Genomic DNA, 17,687 nt, shown 5'->3' on the forward strand with positions numbered 1-17,687 from the left:
CACGATCCGCTGGCACGGTGAGGTCGTAGTGTCGCGGACCCGGTCGTAGCCGAACCTCGGTGCGTCATCTCGTACACGACATCCGAAAGTTCATGTGGCGCAACCTGATTTCACCCAGGCCACCGCGGTCTCGACGTGCCCGATCCGTCGGGGTTCCGCTACAGCGGGAGGTGCGACGAGGGCTGTGCGGAACCCGTTGTCATCGCGTCAGCCACCGCGCGCAGCGGCGGGTGAGGAACGGCATCACGACCCACACCATGGCCGCGACGGCGATCGGAACGATGATCGCCAGCCGTAGCGGCGGCGCCAGCGGCTCGAGCAATGGGCCGGTAGCCGTCACCAGAACGGTGAGCAGTGGGTAGATCCCGACTACCGTCAGCAGCCACAGTTTCCATTTGACCGGCCCTACGGAATGCGTAGCAGGACCGGGGTTTTCGTTCGTCTGCTGCTGAGTCATTTGGTGGCCGCCAGGATTTCGTCGACCAGCCGAACGGCCTCGGGCAATTCGATGTGATCGTCGGGATAGTTGCCCAGGTGGCTACCGGTGGCGGTGAGCACCGCGCTGGCTGCCAATCCGCGGACCAGCAGTCCGACATGTGCGACCGGATCGGGCACGTTGACCGGATCGTCGGCGGCCGCCAGCACCCGGAACTCACGCGCCGCGCCGCGGATGCGCGTCCAGTCGAACGGTCCGTCGAAGAATTCGGCCAGCAGGTCATAGCCGACCTCGTGCGCAGCGGTGGATACCAGGACTACCCCGGCGAATTGCCCGGCCGCGGCGAGATCGTGCTGTTCGAGCATCCGCAGCACATTGACGCCGCCGATGCTGTGGCCGACCAGCACGGTATCGCGCGCCGGACCCGCCGCTGCCGCCGCCTCGGCGAAGGTCTTGCGCCACGAATCCAGCCGGGGCGCTTCGGGTTCGGGCAGATTCGGGATCGTCACCGCATGCCCATGTGCGGCCAACTCCGCCGCGAAGTAGGGGAACCACACACTGTCGCTGCGAGCTCCGAGGCCATGGCTGACGACGATCGCACTCATTGGTAACTCCACTCCTGAATCGAAACGCTACGTAGCGTTTTGCAAACGATACACTGATCGGCATGGCCAGCGGAAGTGATGCGGACGACAGCGCGGCGCCGCGCACCGGCGGGCGGATTCGCAGCCGGTCCGCGCGCGATGCGGTGCTGCGGGCAGCAGCCGAGTTGCTGGAGGAGCAGGGCTTCGGCAAGGTGACGATCGAAGGTGTCGCGGCCCGGTCGGGCGTCGCCAAGAGCACGATCTACCGCTGGTGGAAGTCGAAGGCGACCCTGGTGATGGATGCCCAAGGCGCCGCGGTCACCGCGCGCATGCCGGACCCGGACACCGGATCGGCCGAGCGGGACCTGACGGTCTTCCTCGAGGCGCTCTACGGAGTCGTCGACTATCCGTTGCGGGTCAAGGCTTTGCGCGGGCTGATGGCCCAGGCCCAGCTGGACCCGGACTTCGCCGAGCCGTTCCGAGCCTGGGTGCAGACCCGGCGAGACGTCGTGGTTCGCATACTGAACCGCGGTGTCACGCGCGGTGAGCTCGCCGCCGACCTGGATGTGGAATACGCCACCGACCTGATCTTCGGGCCGTTCTGGTACCGCCTGCTCGTCGAACACGCACCGCTGCGGCCGGAGCACGCCTCGGCCGATATCGCCAGGCTGCTCAGTGGATTTCGCGCACCGGAGTGATCATGTTCGATGGAATTCGATTGCGAGGGCGATCAATTCGGCCATATGGTCGCCGTCGCTTCGGGACCGGCGCATTGCTTCATCGGGCGCGAATGTGCCGACCTCGAGAATGTTCTCCGCATCATCGGGATTGGTCGGCGCGGAATCCAGCACCACATCCGCCGTACACCACAGCCATGCCTTGTGCGGATGCGGTTGCCAAGGATAATGCGGCGCAGGGCGATCGGTGGTCGTGTGGTGGGCTCCGAACGAGCGCACCGGTCCGTTCGGGCGGGCACCGGCCTCCTCCATGAGTTCGCGGCGCACGCAGTCGTCGATCGATTCACCCGCTTCCCGGGTGCCGCCGGGCACGATCCAGATATCGCGATCGTCGCGGCACAGCACGATATCGGTGCCGACGAAGCAGATGACATGGATATTGGTGACGAGTTCGTCGGGCGGCAGATCGGTGGAGAACCGGACGTCCAGACCGCCCCATTCCCAGCGGGTCGGCGTGTGCAGCAACGGATATCGGTCGGCCAGCGTCACACCGTCGACGCTAGTCCACTCACTCGGTTCCCGACTTGCCGATCTGGCAGTGGATGTGGTCGACGGAGCGGGTGCCGGGATGGTCGGGATGCCGGATGAAACTCGGATCGCCGATGGTGGAGATGGCGCACGCGGGATCGGGACTGTCGGAGCAGTCCTGCCATTCACTGGCCGCGAAATCGTAGACGCTGCGGAAGAAGTCGGCGACGAAGAGATCGCCGTCCGGGTCGCCGAGCGGACTTGCATCGGGTTCGTCGAGTCGATAGCGCATCTGGGTGCCGCCGGGCCAGCTGCCACCGGGTGTCACGGCGGTCTCGACCGTGCCCCAGTGCGACGCCACGGTGATCCTGCGCGATACATCACCGACCGGCATGGTGACCCCGGCGAAATCCATGGCGCGGCCCTGGCCGTGACAGTCGACGCGCGGGGTGCCGTCCAGATACCTTCCGCCGCCGTCCATCCCGAGCGCCGACAGCTCGGTGACGCCGAAGTTGGCGGCGAGGAAACGGCAGAATCGCACCAGCGCCAACGCATTTCGCGGATCCAGGTACTTGGGAGTGGCCGGGGTGTTGCCGCGGCGGATGATCACCCCGGCGAGACCACCGGGTTGGTGCCGCCCCGAGTGCGGGTCGAATCCGGCGAATCCGACCAGGGCCGGTGATCCGTGCCCGTCGAAGCGGATCAGGTCCTCGCTCGCGAGTCGTTCGAGCTCGGCGAATGCGTGGTCCTTACTCATTGCTCGGGCCGGTTCCGACACGACGCACCTCCGATACAACTGAAATCGATACGCCGACCCAGTTTTGGTGACGCAGCGTCAGAATCCGGCACCCACGCGAAAAGAACACGAGTAGTCCTGTACTCGTGTTCCTTCCGGCGCGCGCTCGGCCGCATACGGCCGCCATTTTCCGGATTTCCGTTCCTCGAGCTGCGGCGTTATATATCAGCGCGGGGTTGACTCAGCGTTCGCGGGCCAACGCTCGATAGCTCAGATTCCACATCCACTCGACCGGACCGCGCTCGAACCGGCGCAGCCACAGGTGTGCGGCGGTCACGATGATCAGCGCGACCGTCAGGTAGATACCCACCGTGAACGGCACCCTGGCATCGGCGGACACGTGCGCGGCCAGCCCGAAGCCCCAGCCGTAGCACAGGATCGAAGCGACGAGATTCTGCAGGATATAGCAGCTCAACGCGGTACGGCCGACCTCGGTGAGCCGCCTGCCGACGAATCCGACGCGCGGACGGCGCAGGTAGAACTCGGCGACCGACGCGAGCAGGCCGAAGGCGACGAACGGTGCGCTGCCATACCTGGTCAGCAACACCAGATCACCGCCGAGCACGCCAACCGCCAGATCGATCGGCGCGGCGATCGCGAAACCGACGATCATGAGTCGGCGGCGCAGGCGTGCGCCCTCCGGCCGGAACACTCCGGCCCGGAACAACCGCGCACCGGCGAGGAACAGCGCGATCGACATCGGGAAGATGAAGATCGGCTCGAAGCGGAACATGCCCGCATGCTCGAGCCGGAACAGCACCAGATCCCAGAACGACCCGTCCGCATAGGGATTCGGGTCCACCGCGTCGCGTCGCGTCGAATCCTGCTGATCGGCAAAGGCCATCGCGATCCCGATGAGGGTGAGCATCGCGATATGCAGACCCGCCACGATGACCAGCCAACGACGTTGCGCGCGTTCACTTGTCGCGAGGATGAAGGCGACGACAAGTCCGGTGACCGCATACCCCATCAGCACGTCGAACTCCGCGACGAAGACGAAATTCAGCACACCGTCGAGGAACAGCAGCCCGGCCCGCCACGGATAACTACCGGGCCAGCGCCGTCCGCCGCGCACCGCGGAACCCTGCTGGATGGCCAGGCCGATGCCGAACATGATGGTGAGCAGCCCGAGGAATTTGCCCTGCGTCAATTGCTGCAGTACCCGCTCGGCCCACATCCAGCCGGTTGTCGAGCCGCCCAGTTCGTCGAGGTACCCGACCAGGCCCTCGGCATTGGTGAGGATCCAGATATTGGTGCCGAGCGTGCCCAGGATCGCGATGCCACGCAGCACGTCCAGGGCGACCAGCCGCGCCGAGGCCGTCGGTGTGGTGGTGATCGGCTCGTCCGGCTTGCGATTGCGCCCGGTGGTTTCGACGATCGAATCGGTCATGCTCCGAATATCCGGGCCGTCGCGGCCTGCACGTATCCTCCGGAAGTACCACCCTTGGTATGACATTGCGGTCCACCGTCGATCGCCGATGCCGCCGGTCCCGACAGACGGCGAGCTCGCGTCGCCTAGGCTCGACGTATGCAGCGCATCATCGGCATCGAGGTCGAATACGGCATATCCACCCCCACCGAGCCGTCCGCCAACCCGATCCTGACCTCCACCCAAGCGGTTCTCGCCTATGCGGCCGCCGAGGGTGTGCCGCGCGCGAAGCGCACGCGCTGGGATTACGAGGTGGAGTCGCCGCTACGCGATGCCCGCGGTTTCGACCTGAGCCGGATGAACGGTCCGGCCCCGGTGATCGACGCCGACGAGGTCGGCGCGGCCAATATGATCCTCACCAACGGTGCCCGGCTCTACGTCGACCACGCCCACCCGGAGTACTCCGCGCCGGAGGTCACCGACCCGCTGGAGGCGGTCATCTGGGACAAGGCGGGCGAACGCGTCATGGAGGCGGCGGCCCGGCACGCCTCCAGCGTGCCCGGCGCGCCGCGGCTTCAGCTGTACAAGAACAATGTCGACGGCAAGGGCGCCTCCTACGGCACCCATGAGAACTACCTGATGAGCCGCGATACCCCGTTCAACCAGATCATCGTCGGCCTCACCCCGTTCTTCGTCTCCCGTCAGGTGATCTGCGGCTCCGGTCGGGTCGGCATCGGCCAGTCCGGTGACCACGCCGGATTCCAGCTGTCCCAGCGCGCCGACTACATCGAGGTCGAGGTCGGCCTGGAGACCACACTCAAGCGCGGCATCATCAATACCCGCGACGAACCGCACGCCGACGCGGACAAATACCGCCGGCTGCACGTCATCATCGGCGACGCCAACCTCGCCGAAATGTCGACCTACCTCAAGGTCGGCACCACCGCGCTGGTGCTCGACCTGATCGAAGCGGGCGAGGATCTGTCGGATCTGCAGCTGGCCCGCCCGGTCACCGCGGTGCACCAGATCAGCCACGATCCGACCCTGCGCGCGACGGTGGCGCTCACCGACGGCCGCGAACTCACCGGACTCGCGTTGCAGCGCATCTACCTGGACCGGGTGGAGAAGTTCGTGGCCCGCAGCGGTAACGACGACGAGCGCGTCAAGGACATCCTGGAGAACTGGGCCATGGTGCTCGACCTGCTCGAACGCGATCCGATGGAATGCGCCAACCTGCTCGACTGGCCCGCCAAACTGCGCCTGCTCGAGGGCATGCGCAAGCGTGAGGGCCTGAGCTGGGCCGCGCCCAAGCTGCACCTGATGGACCTGCAGTACTCCGATGTGCGCCTGGACAAGGGGCTCTACAACCGCCTGGTCGCGCGCGGGTCGATGAAGCGCCTGATCAACGAACAGCAGGTCCTCGACGCGATGACCAAGCCGCCGACCGACACCCGCGCCTACTTCCGGGGCGAATGTCTGCGTCGATTCGGTGCCGATATCGCCGCCGCCAGCTGGGATTCTGTGATCTTCGACCTTGGTGGCGATTCTCTGGTGCGCATCCCGACCCTGGAACCGCGCCGCGGCACCAAGGCACACGTCGGCAAGCTGCTCGACGGAGTGCATACCGCCGCTGAGTTGGTCGAACAGCTCACCACCTAGCCCAGATGGGCGAATAAGCCCAGGTAGCAACGAGTATCGCGGAACATACGCAGCACGGAGCGAGTCTTACGGGCGAGGAGTTCGCAGTCCGTCTCATGTCGGAGTCCTCGAAGCGCATGCGCCGTAGGCGCGAGTCTCGACGGCTCGGACGCGAGGCGAAGGGGCCGCGAACACGCCGCGCCCGCGCGGGCGATAACAGAGCACAGTGTCGGTATGGCTGGGTAGTGTTGAGATACGGGCACGGACATTGCTCATGATCAGGGTCGTGCTCAGAATGGAGCCCTGGTCATGATGAGGACAGAGGAGGTCGGCTGCCATGGCACAAGAGCAGACCAAGCGCGCCGGGGGCGGCGACGAGGACGAGGGCCCGGAGGGCGTCGACGCCGCCGGTCAGGAGCGCCGCGAGAAACTGGCGGAGGACACCGACGACCTGCTCGATGAGATCGATGATGTGCTCGAGGAGAACGCGGAAGACTTCGTTCGCGCGTATGTGCAGAAGGGCGGCCAGTGACAGCAGGTGACCCCTTGCGTCTCCACCCGGGGCACGCTCTCTCGTCGTTCACCGAGCACCTGCGCATGCACGCACCGGAACTGTTGCCAGCCAACCGATTCGGCGCGATCGAGGGTGCCACCGGAACTTCCGGTGGCACCGCCGCGAAGGATCTGGCTCCGCATGGAACCACCATCGTGGCGGTCTCGTTCCGCGGCGGCGTGCTGATCGCCGGTGACCGGCGGGCCACCCAGGGAAACCTGTTGGCCAGCAGGGATATCGAGAAGGTCTACATCACTGACACCTATTCGGCGGCCGGTATCGCGGGCACCGCGGGTATGGCCATCGAGATGGTGCGGTTGTTCGCGGTGGAGTTGGAGTACTACGAGAAGATCGAGGGCGTCTCGCTGACCTTCGACGGCAAGGCCAACAAGCTGTCGAAGATGGTCCGCGACAACCTCCCTGCCGCACTCCAGGGTCTTGCGGTGGTTCCGGTGCTGGTCGGCTACGACCAGCACGCCACCGATCCGGATAAGGCGGGTCGCATCGTGTCCTACGACGTGGTCGGCGGGCGCAGCGAGGAGCGGTTCGGCTATACCGCGGTCGGCTCGGGTTCGATGTTCGCGAAATCGTCGTTGAAGAAGCTGTACGCCAAGGGAATCGATGAGGACCGCGCGTTGCGGATCGCCGTCGAATCGCTGTTCGACGCGGCCGACGACGATACCGCCACCGGCGGTCCGGATCTGGTGCGCGGCATCTACCCGACGGCGATCGCGATCAACGATGAGGGCGCCGATGAGGTGACCGAATCACGGTTGGAGGAGATCACGCGGGCGATCGTCGCCGATCGCGAGGCCGCGGAAGAGGGGAGTGCCTCAGCATGACACTGCCGTATTACGCGTCGGCCGAACAGATCATGCGCGATAAGACCGAACTCGCGCGCAAGGGTATCGCCCGCGGTCGCAGTGTGATCGTGCTGACCTACGACAAGGGTGTGCTGTTCGTCGCGGAGAATCCGTCGGCAACGCTGCACAAGGTGAGTGAGCTGTACGACCGGGTCGGGTTCGCGGCCGTCGGCAAGTACAACGAGTTCGAGGCACTGCGCCGCGGCGGCATCCTGCAGGCCGACCTGAAGGGCTACCAGTACGACCGGCGCGATGTCACCGGTCGCGGACTGGCCAACGCCTACGCGCAAACTCTCGGCACGATCTTCACCGATCAGCTCAAGCCCTACGAGGTCGAGATCTGCGTGGCCGAGGTGGGCTATCCGGAGCAGTCACCGGAATCGGTGCTGTACCGGATCACCTTCGACGGTTCGATCGTGGACGAGCGCGAATACGTGGTGATGGGCGGCACGACCGAGCCGATCCTGACCGCGTTGAAGGCGTCCTACAAGTCCGGCCTCGACCTGGCCAATGCCGTCGCCGTGGCGGTCAAGGCGCTACAGGCGGGAGTGCCCGAGGGCACCGCGGACAAGGACAAGCGCGTCCTGGGCGTGAGCTCACTCGAGGTCGCCACCCTGGAGCAGGCCCGGCCGCGGCGTGCCTTCCGGCGGGTCGCCGGTCCGACCTTGGAGCAGTTGCTGACCAGCGGTAAGTCGGGCAGTAAGGCCAAGGCGGCGGCAGCGACGGCCGCGGCCGAGGCCGAGGAGGAGTCGAAGGACGCTCCGAAGTCGGAGTAGTTCACCGGGTTCGTGCGACTGCGAAGGCCCTCTCGATTTATCGGGAGGGCCTTTGTCATGGGCGATGGTTTTCGGTTGAACGTTTCGCTCACGTGCGAAATTGTTGTGAAGACGTATGCATCGGGGTTGTCCGCAGCCCCACGCGAGTGCATGACATGGCTGTAATGTCGATAGTGTGCAGCGACGAATCATGGGGATCGAGACCGAATTCGGTGTGACGTGCACCTTCCACGGACACCGTCGGCTCAGCCCCGACGAGGTGGCCCGGTATTTGTTCCGCCGGGTAGTTTCCTGGGGCCGTAGCTCTAACGTGTTCCTCCGCAACGGTGCTCGGCTCTACCTCGATGTCGGGTCGCATCCGGAGTACGCCACCGCAGAGTGCGACAACTTGGCGCAGCTGGTCACCCACGACCGGGCCGGTGAGCGCGTGCTGGAGGAATTGCTGATCGACGCCGAACAGCGCCTCGCGGAGGAAGGCATCGGCGGCGATATCTACCTGTTCAAAAACAACACGGACTCCGCGGGCAACTCCTACGGCTGCCACGAGAACTTCCTTGTTGTGCGTGCTGGGGAGTTCTCCCGCATTTCGGACGTATTGCTGCCGTTCCTGGTCACCCGCCAGCTGATCTGCGGCGCGGGCAAGGTGCTCCAGACGCCGAAGGCCGCCACCTTCTGCCTCTCGCAGCGCGCCGAGCACATCTGGGAGGGCGTCTCCTCGGCGACCACCCGCTCGCGGCCCATCATCAATACCCGCGACGAGCCGCACGCGGATGCGGAGAAGTACCGCCGCCTGCACGTCATCGTCGGCGATTCGAATATGTCCGAGACCACCACCATGCTCAAGGTCGGCACCGCGGCACTGGTGCTGGAGATGATCGAGGCGGGCGTCTCGTTCCGCGATTTCGCCCTGGACAATCCGATCCGCGCTATCCGCGAGGTCAGCCATGACCTGACCGGCCGTCGTCCGGTCCGGCTCGCCGGTGGACGGCAGGCCAGCGCACTCGAAATCCAGCGCGAGTACTACGCCCGCGCCGTCGAGCACCTGCGCAACCGGGACCGCGACCCGAATATCGACCAGGTTGTCGACCTGTGGGGCCGCACCCTGGACGCGGTCGAGGCACAGGACTTCGCCAAGGTCGATACCGAGGTGGACTGGGTGATCAAGCGCAAACTCTTCCAGCGCTACCAGGACCGCTACGGCATGGAGCTGTCCGACCCCAAGATCGCCCAGCTGGATCTGGCCTACCACGACATCAAGCGCGGTCGCGGCGTCTTCGACCTGCTACAGCGCAAGGGCCTGGCCAAGCGCGTCACCGAGGACGATGCTGTCGACGCCGCGGTGGACACCCCACCGCAGACCACCCGCGCCAAACTCCGCGGTGACTTCATCACCGCGGCTCAGGAGGCGGGCCGCGACTTCACGGTCGACTGGGTGCACCTCAAGCTCAACGACCAAGCGCAACGAACGGTGCTGTGCAAGGACCCGTTCCGCTCGGTCGACGAGCGGGTGGATCGCTTGATCGCCTCGATGTAGGCGGTTCGGCCGTACCCAGGTGGGGCAGGCACGGGCGCGGCTAGCCCTGCGCCAGATAGCGCTCGACGGTCTCCACCTTCGAGGTGATCGCGCCCGTGACACCCGGGCGGATATCGGCCTTGAGCACGAGACTGCAGCGCGGTGCCACGGCGAGGATGGCATCGGTGGCGGACTTGACCACGGCCATCACCTCGTCCCATTCACCCTCGATGGTGGTGAACATGGCGTCGGTGCGGTTCGGGAGGCCGCTGGCTCGCACCACTCGGACCGCTTCGGCGACGGCGCGGCCGACATCGACACCATCACCCAGTGGTGTCACAGAGAACGCGATGATCATGAGTCCATGATGGCGGCGCGGTAACCGGAATGGGGGGAATCGCGCGCCGACGCGCGGTCGTGGCGGCGGGCCGATTACCCTGTGTCGAGTGGCGATATCCAAGGTCGAGCGGCTGATGAATCTGGTCATCGCGCTGTTGTCGACCCGGCAATTCCTGACCGCGGAGCGGATTCGGGACAGCGTCGCGGGGTACGAGGATTCGGCCAGCGACGAAGCGTTCAGTCGAATGTTCGAGCGGGATAAGAACGAACTGCGTGACCTGGGCATTCCCCTGGAGGTCGGGCAGGTGAGCCGATATTCGACAGTGGAGGGCTACCGGATCAACCGGGATGCCTATGAGCTGCCCGAGATCGATCTGACCAGTGAGGAAGCGGCGGCGGTCGCGGTCGCGGTGCAGATGTGGGAGTCGCCGGAACTGGCCGCTGCGGCCGAGGGCGCGCTGTTGAAATTGCGCGCGGCCGGGATTCATGTGGAGACCGATGCCGCGGTGGCGTCGGTGCCCGCGGTTCCAGCGCGCACCCGCGGATCGGATGCGGTGCTCGGCAAACTGCTCGCCGCCATCGACGCCGGTCAGGCGGTGCGCTTCGAACATCGGGGTGCGATCAACGAGCCCTACGTCATGCGCGATGTCGAGCCCTGGGGCGTGGTGACCCATAACGGCCGCTGGTATCTGGTCGGGCACGATCGGAACCGGGAGGCGATCCGCAGCTTCCGGCTATCGCGCATCGGCGACGATGTGACCGCCTATGGCCCGCCGAATGCGGTCGGCAAGCCCGAGGGCGTCGACCTGCGGGAGATCGTCGGCACGGTCACCGGCAGCGCCCCGGTCAGTGGCACCGCGACGGTGTGGGTGGCCGATGGCCACGGACGCGAAATCCGCAGGCTCGGACCGATACTGGAGCAGCGGTCCATCGGCGACCGCACCGGTGTTGTCGTCGAACTCCCGATCCGATCCCGAGACTGGTTGGCGCGCTTGATCACCGGGCTCGGACCCGACGCCGTGGTGCTGGCACCACCGGAACTGCGCGCGGATGTGGTCGAGCGCCTGCGTTCGGTGTTCGACCATACGGAGGTCACCGCATGAGCGAGCGCAGCGAGCGAACGATGAGCACAGCCGAGCATCCTTCGCTGATGACGGAGCCGAGCGCCGGCGAGGTGCAGTCATGAGTGAGCGCAGTCGGCTCTCGGTTCGGCTCTCGCGGCTGCTGAACATGATTCCGTACTTCATCGCCAATCCGGGCATCAGCGCCGCCGAGGCCGCGGCCGACCTGGGGGTTACGACCAAGCAGTTGATGAGCGATCTCAACCAGCTGTGGATGTGCGGTCTGCCCGGCTATGGTCCCGGCGATCTGATCGACCTGTCGTTCTCCGAGGAGAGTATCGAGGTCACCTTCTCGGCGGGTATCGACCGCCCGCTGCGCCTGACCTCCACCGAGGCGACCGCGCTACTGGTGGCGCTCCGGTCGATCGTGGACATGCCGGGCATGGTCGATCCGACCGCGGCGCATGCGGCGATCGCCAAACTCGAATCCGCCATTGTCGGCGGCAAGACCATCGATGACGCCGAATCCCGCGAGCAACTGCCGCCGACCGAGGCACCGGCCGTTGCGACGGTGCGTTCCGCGCTGGCCCGCCAGCGTGCGCTGCGGCTGGTCTATTACTCGGCGAGTCGCGATGTGGTCTCCGAACGTGTCGTCGATCCCATTCGTATTGTCCTAGTGGACAACAACAGCTATTTGCAGGCCTGGTGCAGGCAGGCCGAGGGAGTGCGGCTGTTCCGTTTCGACCGGATCGAGGCGGCCACCGAACTCGATGAGCCCGCCCGTCCGCCGAGCCATGCGACCGAAGAGTCCGCGGCGCTCGACCTGTTCCAGGACGATCCCGCGGTTCCATTGGCGCGCTTGCGTATTCGCGGCGACTACGGCTGGGTACTCGACCAGTATCCGATGCACCGGATGGCGGTGCATCCGGACGGCAGCATCGAGGCGACCATGCGTTTCGCAACCCTGGACTGGATGGCGCGGCTGCTGCTCGGCTTCGGTTCCGGAGTCACCGTGCTCGGTCCGCCGGAATTGATCGCCGCGGTACGTGAGCGCTCGAATGCCGCCCTTGCCGCCTATGAGGCGGCCGGCTTCCTGGAGACCAGATGAACGCACGGAGGCTGGATCGGCGTGAGTGACATGATGGTGCCCGCTCGGGTGCTGGTCCTCGGCGCCGGCAGCATCGGATCGTTCGTCGGCGGGAAGCTCGCGGCGGCCGGGGCCGATGTGACCTTCGTCGGTCGGCAGCGGGCAGTGGACGAGATCAGCGCGTCCGGGCTGCGGCTCACCGATCTGGACGGCGGCGATGTCTCGGTGGCCGGGGATGCGGTCCGGGTCGCGACCACCCCCGAGGATGCCGGATCCGCCGACTTGGTGCTGGTAACGGTGAAGTCGGCGGCGACCGCGACGGCCGTGCGCGATCTCGATGGCAAGATCCGTCCCGGCACCGTGGTGCTGAGCCTGCAGAACGGGATCGGCAACGATGCGGTGATCCGCGAGGTCCTGCCCACCTGCGTGGTGCTGGCGGGCATGGTGATGTTCAATGTCGTGCACCAGTCCGAGGGCCGATTCCATCGAGGCACCGACGGCGGGCTCGCGGTGGCGGACGATCCGGCGCTCGCCGCGTTCACCGACGTCTTCGCGCGGGCCGGTCTGACGTTGCGTCGCCATCCGGACCTGCTACCGGTGCAATGGGCGAAGCTGCTGCTCAACCTCAACAACCCCATCAATGCGCTGTCGGGTCGCCCCTTGCGGGAGGAGCTGGCCGACCGCGACTATCGCCGCTGCCTGGCCCTGACCCAGGGCGAGGCGCTCGCCGCGATGAAGCGGGCGCGTATTCGCCCGGCCCGGCTGACACCGCTGCCGCCGGAGTTGATGGCCCGGGTGCTCACCGTTCCGGACGCGATCTTCCGCCGGGTCGCCGCCAAGGTCCTCGCCGTTGATCCGGAGGCCCGCTCGTCCATGGCCGATGACCTCGCGCTCGGGCGTAAGACCGAAATCTCCTGGTTGTGCGGGGAGATCGTGAGCCTCGGGGCGATGGTCGGACTGCCGACACCGGTGAACCAGCGCCTTATCGAACTGATCGTGGCCGCCGAACACGGCGACCGGCGCACCTGGACCGGACCGGAATTGCTGGATCAGCTGCGCGCGGCGGCTGACCCAAGGAACGACTGATTTCGTGAGCACATGGGTAACTCGTCGGGTTCGCCCAGCACTGAGCGGACCATTCCACCGCCGGTCCGCGACGGTGCTGTCGAGGCACCTACGACCGGCAAAAAGGCTCGGGGAGACGGGGGAGTAAACGCACATCAACGCCGGAGTTCTCCCATGTCATAGTCCGGTAGCATCAGAGCTACCACATTCTTTGGAGGTTAATTATGGGCAGTCTGAGCATCTGGCACTGGCTGATCATCGCCGCGGTCTTCGTGATGTTCTTCGGCGCGAAGCGTATGCCCGATGCTGCCCGTAGCCTGGGCCGCTCGCTGCGCATCTTCAAGAGCGAAGTCAGCCAGATGCAGAACGAGAGCAGCGCACAGGCGAGTGCAGCACCGGCCCAGCAACCGGCCGCCGAGCTTCCGCAGGCTCCGGTCGTCCAGCCGACGGTGACCCAGCCGCAAGCAGAGCCCCAGGCACAGCCGAAATCGCTCTGAGCCCAGCGTTGCCGCCGGGGTGAGTGCGAACTCGCTCCGGGTGTAGTGCTGTTGCCCGCCGACCGCCGCGGGCACCTTCGACCCCAGGGGCCAACACACCACCATGCGAATCCCGTTCGATCCCCGGCGCAGTAAGCGCAGGACGAATCCCGACGGCACCATGTCGTTGGTCGAGCATCTGCAGGAGCTGCGTCGTCGGCTGCTGATTTCGATCGCCGCGGTCGTCGTCACCACGCTGTTCGGCTTCTTCTGGTACGCGCATACGATCTTCGGCATCGAAAGCCTCGGATCGGTGCTGACCGGACCGTACTGTTCGCTGCCCGCCTCGTCGCGGGCCGTGTTGACCGCCGACGGCGCCTGCCGCCTGTTGGCGACCGCGCCGTTCGAACAGTTCATGCTGCGGTTGAAGGTCGGCATGACCGCGGGTGTCGTGCTCGCCGCCCCGGTATGGCTGTATCAGATCTGGGCGTTCATCACGCCGGGCCTGTACGCGAAGGAACGCAAGTACGCGGTCGGGTTCGTCACCTCGGGCAGTGCGCTGTTCGCGACCGGTGCCGTACTGGCGTATTGGGTTGTCGCGCATGCGTTGAGCTTCCTGCTCAATATCGGCAACAATGCGCAGATCACGGCCCTGAGCGGTTCGCAGTACTTCAGCTTCATCATCAATCTGCTGGTGATCTTCGGTGTCAGCTTCGAAATCCCGCTGCTGGTAGTCGGATTGAACCTGGTCGGGTTGCTCAAGTACGAGAAGCTCGCCAAGTGGCGGCGCGGAATCGTGTTCGGGCTCTTCGTCTTTGCCGCGATCGTGACCCCGCAGGATCCGTTCTCGATGCTCGCGCTGGCCTTCGCGCTGACGGTGCTGTTCGAGGTCGCCATCCAGTTCTCCCGGATCAACGACCGGCGCCGCGCGCGCCGGGAGGCCGAAGCCCTGGCGGCGCTCTCGGATGAGGAGGCCTCCTCGATCGCCGGACCCGAGCCGATCAGCGCGGCCGAGTCGATCATGGATCCGGCCGAGAAATCGGCGCGCCCCATGTCGGACTACTCCGATACCCTCTGACGGTGACATATCACCTGTCGCAGGCGGGCGAGCTGGCCAAGTTCTCCGCCGAGCTGACTTTCGGGTTGGACCCCTTCCAGCGCAATGCCTGTGTGGCCCTCGAGGGTGGGCACAGTGTACTGGTCTGTGCCCCGACCGGCGCGGGTAAGACCGTCGTCGGCGAATTTGCGGTGCACCTCGCGCTGGCCGCGGGCGGAAAGTGTTTCTACACCACGCCGATCAAGGCGCTGTCGAATCAGAAGTTCGCCGATCTGACCGAGCGGCACGGACGCGACCAGGTCGGATTGCTCACCGGGGACCAGTCCATCAATCCGGACGCGCCGGTGGTCGTGATGACCACCGAGGTGCTGCGCAATATGCTCTACGCCTCCTCGGACGCGTTGCGCGGACTGTCGTATGTGGTGATGGATGAGGTGCACTACCTCGCCGACCGGTTCCGTGGTGCGGTGTGGGAGGAGGTCATCCTGCATCTGCCGCCGGATGTGCGGCTGGTCAGCCTGTCGGCGACGGTCAGCAATGCCGAGGAGTTCGGCGCGTGGATGGAGACCGTGCGCGGCGATACCGCGGTGGTGGTCGATGAGACCCGTCCGGTGCCGCTGTGGCAGCACGTGATGGTCGGGCGGCGGATGTTCGACCTGTTCGACACCAATTCCAGCGAGCAGAAGGTGCTCGTCGACGAGGATCTCGTCCGCTATATCCGCCATCGCGAGGCCGCCGACCGGATGAACGGCTGGGGCGGACCGCGCGGCGGTCGCGGCGGGAACCGCAGTTTCCGGCCGCTGCCACGGCCGGAGGTGCTGGCCAAACTGGATGAGGAAGGGCTGCTGCCCGCCATCACCTTCATCTTCAGCCGGGCCGGATGCGACGGTGCGCTCGCGCAGTGCCTGCGTTCGCGGCTGGATCTCAGCAGGGCGGACGAGGCCGAAGAGATCGACGCGATCATCGAGAAGCACACCGGGGATCTGCCCAAGGGTGATCTCGAGGTGCTCGGATACTGGGAGTGGCGCGAGGCGCTGCACCGCGGGCTGGCCGCGCATCACGCGGGCATGCTGCCCGCGTTCCGGCATACCGTCGAGGAACTGTTCGTGCGCGGTCTGGTGCGGGCCGTATTCGCTACCGAGACACTGGCATTGGGCATCAATATGCCCGCGCGCACGGTGGTGCTCGAGCGGTTGGTGAAGTTCAATGGCGAATCACACGCCGAGCTGACGCCAGGGGAATACACCCAGCTCACGGGCCGTGCCGGGCGCCGTGGCATCGATGTCGAGGGCCATGCGGTGGTGCTGTGGCAGCCGGAGGTCGACACCAGTGCGGTCGCCGGTCTGGCCTCGACGCGGACCTACCCGCTGCGCAGTTCGTTCCGCCCCGGCTACAACATGTCCATCAACCTGATCGACCGGATGGGCGCAGACGAGTCGCGTGCGCTGCTCGAACGGTCCTTTGCACAGTTCCAGGCGGACCGGTCGGTGGTAGGGCTGGTGCGTGGCATCGAACGCAATGAGGGGCAGTTGCGCAAGTTGCGCGATCAGCTCGGCGGCGAGGACGGCGGCTTCCTGGAATATATTTCGCTGCGGGAGCGGATCAAGCAGCGGGAACGTCAGATCGAACAGCAGGGTCGCGCGGATCGGCGCGGTGCCGCGGTCGATGCGCTGGTATCGCTGCGGCGCGGGGATGTGGTGGCGATTCCGTCCGGGCGGCGAGCCGGGCTCGCGGTGATCCTGGAACCCGATGCCACGCCTGGAGATCCGCGGCCGTTGGTGCTCACCGAGGACAAATGGGCTGGGCGGGTGTCGGTCGCCGATTTCCCGGTGCCCGCGAAGACATTGGGGCATATGCGGTTGCCGCGCAAGATCGATCACCGGACCGCGCGCACCCGGCGGGATCTGGCATCGGCATTGCGCAGTACCGGGATCTCGGCGCCGGGGCGGCAGCGGCGCGGCGATCGGTCGAAGGCGGGCGATGACCGCGAACTGTCGACGCTGCGACGCAGTCTGCGTTCGCATCCGGCGCACACCCGACCCGATCGCGAGCAGATGAGCCGGGTCGGCGAGCGCTACAACCGGCTGCTGCGCGAGACCGAGACGATGCGCCAGAAGGTTGCCGCGACCACCAATTCGCTGGCGCGCACCTTCGATCGAATCCTCGGCCTGCTGGAGGAGCGTGGCTTCGTACACGAGGGCGAGGTGACCTCGGAGGGTCGCCGGTTGGCGCGGATCTACGCCGAAAGCGATCTGCTGGTCGCCGAATGCCTGCGGCAGGGACTCTGGCGCGGGCTCGGACCGGCCGAATTGGCCGCCGTGGTCTCCATCCTGGTGTACGAATCCCGCCAGGAGGGTGGATATCTCGGCGCCAGCGGGCCGACCGAGCCGATCCGGCGTGCGGTCGGTGTGACCGTCGGTGTGTGGAGCGAGTTGCGCTCCGATGAGTCGCGGCACAAGCTGCCGCCGACCCGCGAACCGGACCTCGGTTTTGTGACCGGTGTTTATAAATGGGCGCGCGGCGATGGGTTGGCCGATTCGTTGCTGGCCAGCGGTGATCAGAACACGCCACTGTCGGCGGGTGATTTCGTGCGGTGGTGCCGACAGGTGATCGATCTGCTCGATCAGATCCACGGGACCGCAGACGATGTGGAGATCGCGGCGACCGCGGCCAAAGCCGTCCGGGCGATCCGACGGGGTGTCGTAGCCGTGGACGCCGCGTAGCCGATTCGATTGTGATTTGATTTCTTTCGCGTACCGACCGTGGCGGAGGAGTCGGACAGGATCGCGCCTCATACCGGATTGGTCCTGTTGTGCGACGAGTCTCACGCGGGGGGCTACCGTGTGTATAACGATGCGAGTGGAGGCAA

18 protein-coding genes are annotated in these 17,687 nt (G+C 66.1%); 12 read left to right on the forward strand and 6 right to left on the reverse strand.

Annotated elements, in window-relative coordinates:
• Positions 1-199: 199 nt before the first annotated feature.
• Both ACWEO2_RS01135 and ACWEO2_RS01140 read right to left on the reverse strand, forming a co-directional pair.
• Entirely contained in the window at positions 200-457 is a 258-nt protein-coding gene (locus tag ACWEO2_RS01135) for a hypothetical protein (protein WP_452403471.1), read from the reverse strand.
• Entirely contained in the window at positions 454-1,041 is a 588-nt protein-coding gene (locus ACWEO2_RS01140; RefSeq protein WP_452403472.1) for an alpha/beta fold hydrolase, read from the reverse strand. Before ACWEO2_RS01140 ends, ACWEO2_RS01135 begins: the two co-directional genes overlap by 4 nt.
• A gap of 62 nt (positions 1,042-1,103) precedes the next feature.
• Between ACWEO2_RS01140 and ACWEO2_RS01145 the strand changes: the two genes are divergently transcribed.
• Entirely contained in the window at positions 1,104-1,718 is a 615-nt protein-coding gene (locus ACWEO2_RS01145) for a TetR/AcrR family transcriptional regulator (protein WP_452403473.1), read from the forward strand.
• Here ACWEO2_RS01145 and ACWEO2_RS01150 read toward each other — a convergent pair whose 3' ends face one another.
• From ACWEO2_RS01150 to ACWEO2_RS01160, 3 genes are all read right to left on the reverse strand, one after another.
• Complete coding sequence (locus ACWEO2_RS01150; protein WP_452403474.1) at positions 1,719-2,246, reverse strand: NUDIX hydrolase; 528 nt, start codon at positions 2,244-2,246, stop codon at positions 1,719-1,721. It abuts the gene before it with no gap.
• Positions 2,247-2,265: 19 nt separating this feature from the next.
• Positions 2,266-2,982 carry a hypothetical protein gene (locus tag ACWEO2_RS01155; RefSeq protein WP_452403475.1) on the reverse strand — a complete coding sequence of 239 codons (717 nt, stop codon included), beginning with the start codon at positions 2,980-2,982 and terminating at the stop codon, positions 2,266-2,268.
• A 220-nt stretch (positions 2,983-3,202) separates the two neighbouring features.
• Positions 3,203-4,411: a DUF418 domain-containing protein gene (locus tag ACWEO2_RS01160; protein ID WP_452403476.1), complete on the reverse strand. Its 1,209-nt coding sequence runs from the start codon at positions 4,409-4,411 to the stop codon at positions 3,203-3,205.
• Positions 4,412-4,549: 138 nt separating this feature from the next.
• Here ACWEO2_RS01160 and dop point away from each other — a divergent pair, with 138 nt between their 5' ends.
• The 5 genes from dop to pafA all read left to right on the forward strand — a co-directional run bounded on the left by dop (position 4,550) and on the right by pafA (position 9,754).
• Entirely contained in the window at positions 4,550-6,049 is a 1,500-nt protein-coding gene (dop, locus tag ACWEO2_RS01165; protein ID WP_354957977.1) for a depupylase/deamidase Dop, read from the forward strand.
• 316 nt (positions 6,050-6,365) lie between these two features.
• Positions 6,366-6,560 (forward strand): ubiquitin-like protein Pup, encoded by a 195-nt coding sequence (locus tag ACWEO2_RS01170; RefSeq protein ID WP_014351559.1) that lies wholly within the window; start codon positions 6,366-6,368, stop codon positions 6,558-6,560.
• On the forward strand, positions 6,557-7,423 hold the full coding sequence (prcB, locus tag ACWEO2_RS01175) for a proteasome subunit beta (protein ID WP_452403477.1): 867 nt from the start codon (positions 6,557-6,559) through the stop codon (positions 7,421-7,423). Before ACWEO2_RS01170 ends, prcB begins: the two co-directional genes overlap by 4 nt.
• The gene (gene prcA, locus ACWEO2_RS01180) at positions 7,420-8,220 is read left to right on the forward strand and encodes a proteasome subunit alpha (RefSeq protein WP_452403478.1); all 801 of its coding nucleotides are present in this window, start codon (positions 7,420-7,422) and stop codon (positions 8,218-8,220) included. Before prcB ends, prcA begins: the two co-directional genes overlap by 4 nt.
• Before the next feature lie 175 nt (positions 8,221-8,395).
• Positions 8,396-9,754 (forward strand): Pup--protein ligase, encoded by a 1,359-nt coding sequence (gene pafA, locus ACWEO2_RS01185; protein WP_354957974.1) that lies wholly within the window; start codon positions 8,396-8,398, stop codon positions 9,752-9,754.
• A 40-nt stretch (positions 9,755-9,794) separates the two neighbouring features.
• On the opposite strand, the gene ACWEO2_RS01190 is transcribed toward pafA, so the two are convergent.
• Positions 9,795-10,091, reverse strand: a complete 297-nt coding sequence (locus tag ACWEO2_RS01190; RefSeq protein WP_433723223.1) for a thiamine-binding protein — start codon at positions 10,089-10,091, stop codon at positions 9,795-9,797.
• 88 nt (positions 10,092-10,179) lie between these two features.
• Here ACWEO2_RS01190 and ACWEO2_RS01195 point away from each other — a divergent pair, with 88 nt between their 5' ends.
• The 6 genes from ACWEO2_RS01195 (at position 10,180) to ACWEO2_RS01220 (ending at position 17,541) form a co-directional block, all read left to right on the forward strand.
• The gene (locus ACWEO2_RS01195; RefSeq protein ID WP_452403479.1) at positions 10,180-11,175 is read left to right on the forward strand and encodes a helix-turn-helix transcriptional regulator; all 996 of its coding nucleotides are present in this window, start codon (positions 10,180-10,182) and stop codon (positions 11,173-11,175) included.
• 79 nt (positions 11,176-11,254) lie between these two features.
• Complete coding sequence (locus ACWEO2_RS01200; RefSeq protein WP_355178984.1) at positions 11,255-12,241, forward strand: helix-turn-helix transcriptional regulator; 987 nt, start codon at positions 11,255-11,257, stop codon at positions 12,239-12,241.
• Positions 12,242-12,271: 30 nt separating this feature from the next.
• A complete protein-coding gene (locus tag ACWEO2_RS01205; RefSeq protein ID WP_452403698.1) occupies positions 12,272-13,306 on the forward strand; it encodes a 2-dehydropantoate 2-reductase in 1,035 nt (344 codons plus the stop codon).
• A gap of 203 nt (positions 13,307-13,509) precedes the next feature.
• Complete coding sequence (gene tatA / locus ACWEO2_RS01210) at positions 13,510-13,782, forward strand: Sec-independent protein translocase subunit TatA (RefSeq protein WP_354957970.1); 273 nt, start codon at positions 13,510-13,512, stop codon at positions 13,780-13,782.
• A gap of 103 nt (positions 13,783-13,885) precedes the next feature.
• On the forward strand, positions 13,886-14,839 hold the full coding sequence (gene tatC, locus ACWEO2_RS01215) for a twin-arginine translocase subunit TatC (RefSeq protein ID WP_452403480.1): 954 nt from the start codon (positions 13,886-13,888) through the stop codon (positions 14,837-14,839).
• A 2-nt stretch (positions 14,840-14,841) separates the two neighbouring features.
• Entirely contained in the window at positions 14,842-17,541 is a 2,700-nt protein-coding gene (locus ACWEO2_RS01220; protein ID WP_452403481.1) for a DEAD/DEAH box helicase, read from the forward strand.
• Positions 17,542-17,687 lie beyond the last annotated feature (146 nt).

The sequence above is a fragment of the Nocardia sp. NPDC004278 genome (assembly GCF_053602975.1).

Excerpts from the sequence above, each read along its gene's own strand:
- ACWEO2_RS01135 (WP_452403471.1), bottom strand. The coding sequence starts at position 457 with ATGACTCAGCAGCAGACGAACGAAAACCCCGGTCCTGCTACGCATTCC.
- ACWEO2_RS01140 (WP_452403472.1), bottom strand. The coding sequence starts at position 1,041 with ATGAGTGCGATCGTCGTCAGCCATGGCCTCGGAGCTCGCAGCGACAGT.
- ACWEO2_RS01145 (WP_452403473.1), top strand. The coding sequence starts at position 1,104 with ATGGCCAGCGGAAGTGATGCGGACGACAGCGCGGCGCCGCGCACCGGC.
- ACWEO2_RS01155 (WP_452403475.1), bottom strand. The coding sequence starts at position 2,982 with ATGAGTAAGGACCACGCATTCGCCGAGCTCGAACGACTCGCGAGCGAG.
- ACWEO2_RS01160 (WP_452403476.1), bottom strand. The coding sequence starts at position 4,411 with ATGACCGATTCGATCGTCGAAACCACCGGGCGCAATCGCAAGCCGGAC.
- dop (WP_354957977.1), top strand. The coding sequence starts at position 4,550 with ATGCAGCGCATCATCGGCATCGAGGTCGAATACGGCATATCCACCCCC.
- ACWEO2_RS01170 (WP_014351559.1), top strand. The coding sequence starts at position 6,366 with ATGGCACAAGAGCAGACCAAGCGCGCCGGGGGCGGCGACGAGGACGAG.
- prcA (WP_452403478.1), top strand. The coding sequence starts at position 7,420 with ATGACACTGCCGTATTACGCGTCGGCCGAACAGATCATGCGCGATAAG.
- ACWEO2_RS01190 (WP_433723223.1), bottom strand. The coding sequence starts at position 10,091 with ATGATCATCGCGTTCTCTGTGACACCACTGGGTGATGGTGTCGATGTC.
- ACWEO2_RS01200 (WP_355178984.1), top strand. The coding sequence starts at position 11,255 with ATGAGTGAGCGCAGTCGGCTCTCGGTTCGGCTCTCGCGGCTGCTGAAC.
- ACWEO2_RS01205 (WP_452403698.1), top strand. The coding sequence starts at position 12,272 with ATGATGGTGCCCGCTCGGGTGCTGGTCCTCGGCGCCGGCAGCATCGGA.
- tatA (WP_354957970.1), top strand. The coding sequence starts at position 13,510 with ATGGGCAGTCTGAGCATCTGGCACTGGCTGATCATCGCCGCGGTCTTC.
- tatC (WP_452403480.1), top strand. The coding sequence starts at position 13,886 with ATGCGAATCCCGTTCGATCCCCGGCGCAGTAAGCGCAGGACGAATCCC.